The sequence below is a fragment of the Actinosynnema sp. NPDC002837 genome (genome assembly GCF_040295345.1).
Taxonomy (GTDB): Bacteria; Actinomycetota; Actinomycetes; order Mycobacteriales; family Pseudonocardiaceae; genus Actinosynnema.
The window spans coordinates 1-10,871 of record NZ_JBEOVG010000155.1; the positions used below are offsets into that span (position 1 = coordinate 1).

The window sequence follows — 10,871 nt, forward strand, 5'->3', positions numbered from 1 at the left end:
GGCACGGGCAGCCGCCGGCCGCGCGGCAGCTCCGCCGCGGCCACCCGCATCCGCTCCACGGGCCGCAACGACGACCGCACGGCCAGCCACGTCGCGATCCCGACCAGGCCCGCGACCAGCACCGCGGCCACCGCGAGCCACCGCGTGCCCAGCTGGTTCGCCTCGCGGTAGCCGACCAGCGTGTCGCCGGCGACGTGCAGCCGGGGCGTGCCGTCGGCGGCGAACTCCACCCGGCCGACCCACCGGTGCGCGCTGGGGCCGTCGATCCGCAGCACGGGTTCGCCGGACTTGAGCGCGCGGATCTCCGCCGCGGTCAGGTCGGGTTTCGGCCCGCCGTCCAGCGGGTTGCCCGCGGTGTCGAGCACCCGCGTGTTCTCCGCCTTGGCCAGCTCCCGGTCCACCGCGTTGACCTGCACGTACCCGATCAGCTGGGGTGCGAGGAGGGTGAACGCGAGCAGGCACAGCAGGGCCACGCCGGTCGCCACGACGGTGATCCGGAACCGCAGCGTCCGCCGCAGCCACCACCGGCGCGGTGGCCACCACCGGCGCGGGTTCACCTGCGCCTGGTCCCCGCCGAACCCAGCGCCGCGTCGAGGTCGGGCGTGGACGCCAGGTAGCCGTGGCCGCGCACGGTGCGCACGACCTCGCCCGCGCCCATCGCGTCGAGCTTGCGCCGCAGGTAGCCGACGTAGACCTCGACCGCGTTGCGGGTGGCGGCCTGCTCGTCGCCCCACACCGTGCGCAGCAGCTCGTCCTTGGTCACGACGGATCCGGCCCGGCTGGCCAGCACGTCGAGCACGGCGTACTCGCGCGGCGACAGCGACACCGGCTCGCCGGCCCAGCTCACCTCGCGCATGGCGCGGTCCACCACCAGCTCGCCCAGCTTGAGCCTGCGCCGCGCCAGGTCGGCGGAGTTGCGCCGCAGCAACGCCCGGACCTGCGCCACGAGCACCACGAACGAGAACGGTTTCACCAGGTAGCCGTCGGCGCCGAGGTCGAGGCCGTCGGCCTGGTCGACCTCGCCGTCCTTGGCCGACACCATCAGCACGGGCGTGCGCACCCCCTCGGCGCGCATCCGCTGCAACACCCGGTAGCCGGACAGGCCGGGCAGCATGATGTCCAGCAGCACCACGTCGAACGCGCCGGTCAACGCCACGCGCAGGGCGTTGGGGCCGTCGGCGGCGGTCACCACCTCCATGCCCTCCGCGGACAGGCCGCGTTCCAACGCACGCCGCACGCCGATCTCGTCGTCCACAACCAGCACCCGTGGTCTCACGTCCCACAGCATGCCCCGTGAGGAGGACAATCGGCGCGGGAGTCTCAGTCCGCTCTCAGCGTCCGGGCCGCTCTCAGCTCGATCTCAGGGCTCGCGGAGGAGTGTCTGGGTTGTCGGGTCGCAAGGGGCTGCCCGGTAGGAGGAGGGGACACATGAACCGGAGAAGGGTGACCGTCGTGGCGGCGGCGGTAGGCGTGGTCGCCGGTGCGACCGGGCTCGGGCTCCTCGCGATGCCCGCCGGCGCCGGTCCCGCACCGGTGCTGCCGGACGTGAGCGCCGAGGCGCTGGTCGAGTCCGTGCTGAACGCCCAGCCGGCCGCGTTCGGCGGCACGGTGGACGTGGACAACGACCTGGGCATCCCGGCGATCGCCGGCGTGCCGCAGGCCTCGGACGGCGCCAGCAACCTGCGCGTCTGGACCGACGGCCAGGGCAAGCTCCGGGTGCAGCTGCCCAGCGGCGACTCCGAGCGCACGTTCGTCGACGACGGCCAGACGGCGTGGCTGTGGGACTCGGCCGAGCAGACCGTGACGAAGATGCCGCACGGCGCGTTCGAGCACGGCAAGCCGGAGCTCGGCGGCGAGCAGCAGGCCGTGCCGACGGACCCGGTGACGCTGTCGCGGCAGGTGGTGGCGGCGATCCAGGAGTACAGCGACGTCACCGTCGACGGCACCGCCCGGGTGGCGAACCGGCCGGTGTACGAGCTGGTGCTGACGCCGAAGCCGACCGAGAAGACGGTGCTGCGCGAGGTGCGCGTCGCGGTCGACTCGGAGCTGCGGGTGCCGCTGCGGGTGGCCGTGCTGACCAACGGCACGGACGCGCCTGCCATGCAGGTCGGGTTCTCCGAGCTGAACGTCGGCCCGCAGGACGCGTCGCTGTTCGCGTTCACGCCGCCGGCCGGCGCTAAGGTGACCGAGCCCGAGGTCGACGAGCCGTCGGCCGAGGACAAGGCCGCCGCCGAGCGGGCGTTCACCGAGGCGAACCCGCAGGTCATCGGCGAGGGCTGGGACGTCGTGCTGGCCGCCCGCGTGACGGACGAGGCCCTGAGCGGTCTCGCCGACGTGCAGGGCGAGCAGGGTCGGCAGGGCGAGCGCGAGGGCCGTTGGCAGGAGCGCGGCGAAGGCGGGGACGTCGACGTGCAGGGCCTGATCAAGCAGCTGGGCAAGCCGGTCAGCGGCGAGTGGGGCTCGGGCACGCTCATCACCACCCGGGTCGGCGGCCTGCTGATCGCCGACGACGGCCGGGTGGCCGCGGGCGCGGTGCCGGAGCAGGTGCTCGTGGACGCGATCGGCCAGGTCAAGTGAGTACCTCGACCAGCGCGCGGGTGGAGCCGGTGAGCACCGGCTCCACCCCGGTCCACGCGGCCCGGACGCGGGGACTGCGCAAGGTGTACGGGCGCACGGTCGCGGTGGACCGGGTGGACCTCGACGTGCCGCGGGGGGCGGTGCTCGGGATGCTCGGCCCCAACGGGTCGGGCAAGACCACCACGATCCGCATGCTGCTCGGGCTCGTGCGGCCGACCGAGGGCGAGGTCGAGCTGCTCGGCAAGGCGTTGCCCGACGGCGTCGCGGAGGCGTTGCCGCACGTGGGCGCGCTGGTCGAGGGTCCGGGTTTCCACCCGTTCCTGTCGGGGCGGGAGAATCTGCGGCGGGCGGCGGCCTTCGAGCCGCTGCTCGCCTCGGGCGACATCAAGCAGGCCGTCGAGGACGCGTTGGAGCGGGTCGGCCTCGCCGCCGCCGCGCACCGGCGCTACCGGGGGTACTCGCTGGGCATGAAGCAGCGGCTGGGGCTGGCCTCGGCGCTGCTGGTGAAGCGGAAGCTGATCGTGCTGGACGAGCCGACCAACGGGCTGGACCCGGCGGGCACGCGCGAGGTGCGCAAGGTGATCGCGGACCTGCACGAGGCGGGCAGCACGGTCGTCGTGTCGTCGCACCTGCTCAGCGAGATCGAGGCGACGTGCACGCACGTGGCCGTGCTGCACCGGGGAACCGTGGTGGCGCAAGGGGAACTGGCCGAGCTGCTGCACGCGGACAGCAGCGCGCTGCTGATCGTCACGCCGGACGTGGACGACGCGCTGAACGCGTTGCGCGCCGGTCGGATCTCGGCGCGCCCGATCGAGGAGGGCGTGCGGGTCGAGCTGATCGGCACGACCGCGCCCGTGGTGGTGCGGACGCTGGTGGACGCGGGGGTCGAGGTGCACGAGGCGCGTCGTCACCGCACCGGTCTGGAGGACCTGTTCGCCCGGCTCACCGAGGCCGAGGAGTCCGAGCACAACCTGTCCGCCGTGGACACGATCGAGGAGGGGTCCCGATGAGCGCGCTGGTCGCCGCGCGCGCTCCGCTGGGCAGGCAACTGCGCTCGGAGCTGCGCTGGATCGTGCGCCGGCCGCGGACGGTGATCGGGCTGGCGTCGCTGTGCCTGGTGCCGATCCTGGCCGGGATCGGCCTGTGGTTCGCCACCGACGGCGACGGTCCGGCGGGGCCGGGTCTGGCCGCCATCATCGCGGGCAACGGGCTCGTGCTGCCGGTGTTCACGCTGTTCCTGGCGCTGCCGCTGCTGCTGCCGCTGGTCGGCGCGATCTGGGCGGCGGACGGGTTGGCCGGCGAGGCGCAGCACGGCACGTTGCGCGGGTTGATGATCTCGCCGGTGGGTCGGCTGCGGCTGCTGGGGATCAAGGCGTTCGGCGTGGCCACGATGACGTTGTTCGCGGTGACGTTGATCGCGTTCGTCGGCGCGATCACCGGTGTGGTGCTGTTCGGCGGCGAGGGGATGCTCACGCTGTCGGGGTCCACGCTGTCGTTCGGCGCGGCGCTCGGGCGGATCGTGCTGACGATCCTGCTGGTCACCGTGCAGGTGTGGGGTGTGGCGGCGATCGCGATGGCGATCTCGGCGTGCACCGAGCACCCGTTGGTGGTGATGGCGGCGACGATGGCCGGTGTGATCGTGTTCGCGGTGCTGGGCGTCTTCAGCGCGTTGGACTGGCTGCACCCGTACCTCATCACGTCCGCGTGGGAGGGCCTGGTCGACGTGATGCGCGACCCGTTGCCGACCGAGGGGTTGTGGCGCAGCACGGCGTTGGCGGGGTGCTACGTGCTGATCGGGCTGTCGTTGGCGGCAATGCGGTTGGCCACCAAGGACAACTAGCCGACAATCGGCGACGTGGACGTGGTGTCGTTGGAGACCGGGCGGTTGGTGCTGCGCGGGTTCGTCGAGTCCGATGTGGACGCGGTGGCGTGGCTGCTGGCCGAGCCGCGGGTGATGCGGTACATCGAGGACGGCAAGCCGGTGTCGCGGGCGGACGTGGAGCGGGTCGTGCTGCCGAAGCTGCTCGGCGGCGGGTGGTGGGCCGCGCACCTGAAGGGGTCGGCGGACTTCATCGGGTGGTTCGAGCTGAGCGCGGCGGGCGGGGGTGTGGCCGAGCTGGGGTACCGGCTGCACCCCGACCACTGGGGGCGCGGGTACGCCGCGGAGGGCGCGGCGGCGTTGGTGGAGCACGGGCGCGCGACGGGGTTGACGCGGGTCGTGGCGTACGCGATGGCGGTGAACACCGGGTCGCGGCGGGTGTTGGAGAAGGTCGGGTTGACGCACGTGCGGACGTTCCACGAGGAGTGGCCCGACTACATCGAGGGCGCCGAGCACGGGGACGTGGAGTACGCGCTCGACCTCGCCCGATGACGGCGTGGTTCAGCCGTCCTTGGCGAAGACCCTGGTGAGGGCGGCGAACCCGATCCCGGTGACCGCGAGCAGGATGCCGGCCACCGGCCACCCCGACCGCGCCACCGCCAGGCCGGCGGCCCCGAACAGGACGAGCTCCACCAGGAACCGGCCGGGCTCGGGCAGCCGCCGCCGCGCGCGGGGCGCGATGGCCGCGCCCCAGACGACCGCCGCCGTCACCGGCAGCACGACGGCGAGGGCCACGCCGAGCACCGCTCCGCCGCCGAGGCGAGCGCCGGCCGCGGCCAGTCCACCCAGCAGGGCCAGCTCGGTGAGGAAGCGGGAGATCAGCACGAAGCCCGCGAGGCCGCGCAGGTCGGTCACCGGCTTGGAGGTCACGGCCGGGAGCCTACGTGCGGCGGCGAGGCGGCCGGGCGAAGGGCGTCGCCGGGCGGTCGGCTCACCCGATGACCGCGACGCCGTCGTGGTCCACGGACAGGGTTACCCGGTCGCCGGGTGACGGTGGGGTGGCGACCGGGGCGACCGCCTCGAAGTCCTCGCCCGCCAGCCGCACGAGCAGCCGCACGTGGTCGCGGCGGTGGACGCGTTCCAGGACCTCCGCCTCGACGGCGCCGGCCGGGTCGGCGCGCAGTGCCGTCGCACGCAGGCCGACCCGCGCCCGCACGCCCACGAAGCGCTCGGCGTCCTCAGGCGACAGGACCTTGCCGCACCCGAGGAACCGGGCGGTCTCGACGTCGGACGGGTTCTTCCACACCGCGGCCGGCTCGCCGACCTGCACGATGCGACCCGCCCGCATCACCGCCACCCGGTCGGCCAGGGTGAACGCCTCGTCGTGGTCGTGGGTCACCACCAGCGCGGTCGCGCCCGTGTCGCGCAGCAGCCGCGCCAGGTCGACCGCCAGCTGCTCCCGCAACGCCCGGTCGAGGGCGGACAGCGGTTCGTCCAGCAGGAGCAGCCTGGGGCGTGGCGCGAGGGCGCGGGCCAGGGCCACCCGTTGCTGCTCACCACCGGACAGCTCGGTCACGCGGCGCTCGGCGTAGCCCGCCAGGCCGACCAGGTCCAGCAGCGAGGCCACCCGCTTCTCGCGCGCCTCCCGCTCCACCCGGCGCATCCGCAGCCCGAACGCCACGTTGCCCGCCACGTCGCGGTGCGGGAACAGCTGGCCGTCCTGGAACACCAACCCGAAACCCCGCCGGTGCACGGGGGTGCCGGCCAGGTCGACGCCGTCCCACGACACGGTGCCCGCGGTAGGCGGTTCCAGCCCGGCCACGGCGCGCAGCAACGTCGACTTGCCGCACCCGGACGGCCCGAGCAGCGCCACCACCTCGCCGTCCCCGATGGACAGGTCCACCTCGGACACCGCGGTCACCGGCCCGTAGGCCACGCTCAACCCGCCGACCCGCAACGACATCAGAACTCCCCGCCGCTCGGCACGCGCAACCGCTCGATCACGAGCACGGCCACCGTGGTCACCACCATCAGCAACGCGCACGCCGCGTAGGCCATCTGGCTGTTCAGCTCACCCGGCCGGGACATCAGCCGCGCGATCACCACCGGCAGCGTCGGCGCGTCCGGCCGGGCCAGGAAGCTCGTCGCGCCGAACTCGCCCAGCGCCACCACGAACCCGAACCCGGCCGCCGCCAGCAGCGACCGCGACGCCAGCGGGAGGTCCACCTCGCGCCACACCCGCCACGGGCTCGCGCCCAACGTCGCCGCCGCCTGCCGCAGCCGCTCGTCCACCGCGCGCAGCACCGGCAGCACGATCCGCACGATCAACGGGGTCACCACCAGCGCCTGCGCCAACGGCACCAGCAGCGGTGAGGTGCGGAAGTCGCCGGGCAGCGCGTCCATCGTGATCAGGTAGCCGAAGCCGAGCGTCACGGCGGACACGCCCAGCGGCAGCATCAGCGCGGTGTCCAGGGTCTCCGCGAACCAGGACCGGTGCCGCCGCAGCCCCACCAGGACGATCGAGGACGTCACGCCGACCAGCAGCGCCACCAGCGTGGCGTCGGTGGCCGTGCGCACCGAGTTCAGCGCCGCGTCCAGCCCGGACACCGCCAGCGTGCCGCGCTCCCCCGTGCCCGCCAGCGCCGCGTACCCGGCGAAGCTCCAGCCGTCGTCGGTGGCCAGGGATCGGGCGATCAGCCCCACGACCGGGGCCAGCAGCGCCGCCACGACCAGCCACGCCGCGACGACCACGCCCCACTCGCCGCCGGTGGGCCGGCGGGGTGGCTCGATCCGCAGCGACAGGGACTTCTCGCGCTTGCGGCGGGCCAGGCCGCCGATCACGAGCACCGCGATCACGGCGACGAACTGGACCAGCGACAGCGCGGCGGCGCCCGACAGGTCGAACAGCTCCACCGTGCGCAGGTAGATCTCGGTCTCCACGGTGCGGTGCCGCGCGCCGCCGAGCACCAGCACCACGCCGAAGCTGGTGGCGCAGAACAGGAACACCACCGACGCCGCCGACCCGATCGCCGGCGCCAACGACGGCAGCACGACGGAGGTGAACGCGCGGGCGCGGGACGCGCCCAGGGCCCGTGCCGCGTCCTCCGCCCGCCGGTCGACCCGAGCCCACAGGCCGCCGACCGTGCGGGCGACCACGGCGACGTTGAAGAACGCGTTGGCCAGCACGATCGGCAGCACGCCGCCGTCGGGCCACAACGCCCGGAACGCCAGCCCCACCACCACGGTCGGCAGCACGAACGGCACCATCACCGCCGCGCGCACCAGCCCCGTGCCCCGGACCCGGCACCGGGCCAGCAGGAACGCCACCGGCAGGCCCGTGACCAGCGCCAACGTCGTCGCCGCGGCGGCCTGGCCGAGGGTGAACCCGACCAGGTCCCACGTGTCGGCCCGGGCGAGGACCGGCAGCACGCCGCCCTCGTCCAGGCCGAGCGCGACGATCGCCAGCACCGGCCACGCGAAGAACACGCCCAGGAACGCCAGCGGCAGCAGCGCGGCGAGCGACCAGGCCAGGCGAGGGCTCGGACGTCGTCGCTGGGGTGGACCCGGCCGTGTGCTCAGCCCTGGACCAACGCGCGCCACTGCTGGACCCACCGCTCGCGGTTCGCGTCGACCTCGGCGGCCGGCAGCGACCGCGCGGAGGCGGGCAGCGGCGCGGCCTTCGTCCACGCCTCCGGCAGCGCGACGCCCTCCCGCGACGGGTAGACGTACATCTGGCCCGGCACGTCGGCCTGCACCTGCTCGCCGAGCAGGAAGTCCAGCACCTTCTTCGCGTCCTCGGCGTTCTTCGCGCCGTTCAGCACGCCCGCGTACTCGACCTGGCGGTAGCACGTGTCCAGCAGCGCCTTGGTGCGCGGCGTGCCGTCGTCACCGATCTCCGCGGACGGCGACGACGCGTAGGACACCACGATCGGCCGCGGCCCCTTGCCGCTGGAGCCGGAGAAGTCCTGCGTGTAGGCCTCCTCCCAGCCGCTGACGACCTTCACGCCGTTGGCCTTGAGCTGGCCCCAGTAGTTCTGCCAGTTCTGCTCGCCGAACGTGGCGATCGTGCCGAGCAGGAACGCCAGGCCCGGGGAGGACGTCGCCGGGTCCTCGACCACCAGCATGTCCTTGTACTTCGGGTCGGCCAGGTCGGCGTACTGCTTGGGCTCGCCGACGTCCTTGAACGCCGCGACGTCGATGTTCAGGCACACGTCGCCGACGTCGACGGCGTGCAGCCGGTTCGGCGGGTCGAGCTGGTAGCGCTGCGCGCCCTGCTGCGCCTCGGGGCTCGCGTACTCGGCGAACACCCCCTCCTTCAGGGCGCGGGACGCGAACGTGGAGTCCACGCCGAAGGCGACGTCGCCGATCGGGGCGTCCTTGGTCAGGACCAGCTTGTTCGTCACCTCGCCGGCGTCACCACTGGCCAGGGGCTTGATCGTGATGCCGGTGTCGGCCTTGAACTGCTCCAGCAGCCCGGGGCTGAGGGCGAACGAGTCGTGCGTCACCAGCGTGACGACCCGCTCCCCCGGCGGAGGTGTGCTGGACGTGGTCACCGAGCAGGCCGTGAGCAGCGCGAACGCGGTCACGGCGGGCAGCACTCGTCGGAACATCATCTCTCCCTACACCGGCATGACCCGGATCAGGTGTGGACGGTCGAAGGCTCGCGCGCCTTCCTCTCAGCCCGGCGCAGCACCGGACTCCCGTGGCGAACGCGCAGCTTACCCCGCTCGGTGGGACGATCGGGGCCATGGCCGAGCTGCTGACCGACGACCAGGTGACCGCCGCGCTGACCTCGTTGCCCTCGTGGCAGGCGAAGGACGCCGCGCTGGTGCGCACGGTGGAGCTGGAGAGCTTCGCCCAGGCGCTGCAGGTGGTGAACCGGGTGGCGGAGATCGCGGAGAACGACAACCACCACCCCGACATCGACATCCGCTGGCGCACGCTCACGTTCCGCTGCGGCACGCACTCGAGCGGCGGGATCACCGCGCTGGACGTGTCACTCGCGGAGGAGATCGACGGGGTGCTCGACGTCTTCCTGTGACGTCGACGACGTCCGCTGCCGGAGCACCACGGCGACCGTGACGAGCGTGAGCACGCCCACGGCCGGGTACACCCAGCCCAGCGCCGAGTAGTACCAGGGGCGCGAGACGATCCAGATCGACGGCTGCGTCTTGAGCAGGAACGAGATCAGGTAGCTGCCGATCGCCAGGATCCACGCGACGGCCGTGATCGTGGCGAGCCGGTGCTTCGCCGCGTAGACGAGCCACATCAGCGCGGGCACCGCCCACACCCAGTGGTGGCTCCACGAGATCGGCGACACGAGCAGGCCGAGGAACTGGACGGACACGATCATCGCCACCACGTCCTTGGCCTTCACCGACGCGTGCAGCGCGAACCCCGTGAGCACGGCGGCGACCACGACGGCGCCCAGGAAGATCGGCCCGGTCCCGATGTCGTACCCGACCGTGCGCGACAGCGCGCCGCGCAGCGACTGGTTGATCGCCGAACCGACCGGGCCGACGCGGGAGGCGTCGCCGAGCAGGTGGAACCAGTACTCGGTCGACAGGCGCGGCGAGATCAGGTAGCCGAGCCCGACCGTGCCGAAGAACGCCACGACCGACCACACGGCGGCCTGGTAGCGGCGGTTGACCAGGAAGTAGAGGCCGGAGATGGCGGGCGTGAGCTTCAACCCGGCCGCGATGCCGACGCCCGCGCCCTGCCGCCAGTTGCGGGCGTCGACCATGGCGGCGAGCAGGAGGGCGGCCAGGACCAGGTTGATCTGCCCGTAGTTCAGGGTCGTGCGGACCGGCTCGACCCACACGAACAGGCCGGTCCACAGCATCGCGCGGCGCGGGTCGTTGCTGCCGACGAGCTGGAGGGACTTGCGGGTGACGAACCACAGGCAGGCGAGGCAGGCGAGCTGCCAGAACCAGCGGGCCACGCCCCACGGCACCCACGACAGCGGCACGAAGACCAGCGCGGAGAACGGCGGGTAGGTGAACGGCAGGGCGAACTGGTCGGAGAACTCCTTGAGCCGCCAGTCGTAGAGGAAACCGGTGAACAGCTCGGGTGAGGCGTTCCGGTAGACCATCAGGTCCACCATGGTCATCTTGGTCTGGAACGCCACCATCGCCAGGTGCCCGAGCAGGGACGCGCCCAGGATCCACGGCGCGACGGCGAGCACCCGCCCCTCAAGTGCGCGCAGTCCCACTGCCTCTACCTCCACGATCGTGTGAATTACACGACTGTCGGGCCACGAAACCGGGTACCCGGACGTCAAGACGAGTGGGAGATCAACGCAAGGGGAAAAATCGCATGACCACCGACATCGTCGTGTTCGCCGTCTCTGCCCTGGCCATGCTCGCCACCGCGGGGGGCGTCTTCGCCCTGGCCCGCCACAGCCGCAACCAGGTGCGCTGACGCCTTCAGCACAGTACCTCGGGGCGGTGGGGGGGCCGGGAGCCCCCCCCCCCCC

General features: G+C 73.0%; 11 protein-coding genes and 1 pseudogene. 5 read left to right on the plus strand and 7 right to left on the minus strand.

The genetic code is table 11. The features are described 5' to 3' along the window. Window positions 1-557 (minus strand): annotated as a pseudogene (locus tag ABTZ99_RS43575) (two-component sensor histidine kinase); the annotation flags it as partial. Continuing rightward, window positions 554-1,288: a response regulator transcription factor gene (locus ABTZ99_RS43580; RefSeq protein WP_053723208.1), complete on the minus strand. Its 735-nt coding sequence runs from the start codon at window positions 1,286-1,288 to the stop codon at window positions 554-556. The gene ABTZ99_RS43580 and the pseudogene ABTZ99_RS43575, both read right to left, overlap by 4 nt. Window positions 1,289-1,428: 140 nt before the next feature. Here ABTZ99_RS43580 and ABTZ99_RS43585 point away from each other — a divergent pair, with 140 nt between their 5' ends. Genes ABTZ99_RS43585 through ABTZ99_RS43600 form a run of 4 tightly spaced genes read left to right on the plus strand, consistent with a single transcriptional unit; the run spans window position 1,429 to window position 4,948 of the window. Further along, window positions 1,429-2,577 (plus strand): LolA family protein, encoded by a 1,149-nt coding sequence (locus tag ABTZ99_RS43585; RefSeq protein WP_498774284.1) that lies wholly within the window; start codon window positions 1,429-1,431, stop codon window positions 2,575-2,577. After that, on the plus strand, window positions 2,574-3,587 hold the full coding sequence (locus ABTZ99_RS43590; protein WP_498774282.1) for an ABC transporter ATP-binding protein: 1,014 nt from the start codon (window positions 2,574-2,576) through the stop codon (window positions 3,585-3,587). Before ABTZ99_RS43585 ends, ABTZ99_RS43590 begins: the two co-directional genes overlap by 4 nt. Next, window positions 3,584-4,417, plus strand: a complete 834-nt coding sequence (locus tag ABTZ99_RS43595) for an ABC transporter permease (protein ID WP_498774280.1) — start codon at window positions 3,584-3,586, stop codon at window positions 4,415-4,417. The genes ABTZ99_RS43590 and ABTZ99_RS43595 overlap by 4 nt, the downstream gene beginning before the upstream one ends. A 15-nt stretch (window positions 4,418-4,432) precedes the next feature. Next, window positions 4,433-4,948, plus strand: a complete 516-nt coding sequence (locus ABTZ99_RS43600; protein WP_499619008.1) for a GNAT family N-acetyltransferase — start codon at window positions 4,433-4,435, stop codon at window positions 4,946-4,948. Between the two features lie 9 nt (window positions 4,949-4,957). Here the strand turns inward: ABTZ99_RS43600 and ABTZ99_RS43605 are convergent, their stop codons facing one another. From ABTZ99_RS43605 to ABTZ99_RS43620, 4 genes are all read right to left on the minus strand, one after another. Beyond that, window positions 4,958-5,326, minus strand: coding sequence for a YrdB family protein (locus tag ABTZ99_RS43605; RefSeq protein ID WP_499619011.1), 369 nt, complete (start codon window positions 5,324-5,326; stop codon window positions 4,958-4,960). Window positions 5,327-5,387: 61 nt separating this feature from the next. Beyond that, window positions 5,388-6,359, minus strand: coding sequence for an ABC transporter ATP-binding protein (locus tag ABTZ99_RS43610; RefSeq protein ID WP_498774274.1), 972 nt, complete (start codon window positions 6,357-6,359; stop codon window positions 5,388-5,390). Beyond that, on the minus strand, window positions 6,359-7,996 hold the full coding sequence (locus ABTZ99_RS43615; protein ID WP_498774272.1) for an ABC transporter permease: 1,638 nt from the start codon (window positions 7,994-7,996) through the stop codon (window positions 6,359-6,361). The genes ABTZ99_RS43610 and ABTZ99_RS43615 overlap by 1 nt, the downstream gene beginning before the upstream one ends. After that, entirely contained in the window at window positions 7,972-9,006 is a 1,035-nt protein-coding gene (locus ABTZ99_RS43620) for a thiamine ABC transporter substrate-binding protein (protein WP_499619014.1), read from the minus strand. Before ABTZ99_RS43620 ends, ABTZ99_RS43615 begins: the two co-directional genes overlap by 25 nt. A 137-nt stretch (window positions 9,007-9,143) precedes the next feature. Here ABTZ99_RS43620 and ABTZ99_RS43625 point away from each other — a divergent pair, with 137 nt between their 5' ends. Then, window positions 9,144-9,437: a 4a-hydroxytetrahydrobiopterin dehydratase gene (locus ABTZ99_RS43625; protein ID WP_498774268.1), complete on the plus strand. Its 294-nt coding sequence runs from the start codon at window positions 9,144-9,146 to the stop codon at window positions 9,435-9,437. Here the strand turns inward: ABTZ99_RS43625 and ABTZ99_RS43630 are convergent. Continuing rightward, complete coding sequence (locus ABTZ99_RS43630; protein WP_498774266.1) at window positions 9,393-10,607, minus strand: mannosyltransferase; 1,215 nt, start codon at window positions 10,605-10,607, stop codon at window positions 9,393-9,395. The two genes, ABTZ99_RS43625 and ABTZ99_RS43630, sit on opposite strands and share 45 nt — an antisense overlap. Window positions 10,608-10,871 lie beyond the last annotated feature (264 nt).

Bases quoted from the DNA above. Each gene is read 5' to 3' on its own strand.
- ABTZ99_RS43580 (WP_053723208.1), bottom strand. From the start codon at position 1,288: ATGCTGTGGGACGTGAGACCACGGGTGCTGGTTGTGGACGACGAGATC.
- ABTZ99_RS43585 (WP_498774284.1), top strand. From the start codon at position 1,429: ATGAACCGGAGAAGGGTGACCGTCGTGGCGGCGGCGGTAGGCGTGGTC.
- ABTZ99_RS43595 (WP_498774280.1), top strand. From the start codon at position 3,584: ATGAGCGCGCTGGTCGCCGCGCGCGCTCCGCTGGGCAGGCAACTGCGC.
- ABTZ99_RS43610 (WP_498774274.1), bottom strand. From the start codon at position 6,359: ATGTCGTTGCGGGTCGGCGGGTTGAGCGTGGCCTACGGGCCGGTGACC.
- ABTZ99_RS43620 (WP_499619014.1), bottom strand. From the start codon at position 9,006: ATGTTCCGACGAGTGCTGCCCGCCGTGACCGCGTTCGCGCTGCTCACG.
- ABTZ99_RS43625 (WP_498774268.1), top strand. From the start codon at position 9,144: ATGGCCGAGCTGCTGACCGACGACCAGGTGACCGCCGCGCTGACCTCG.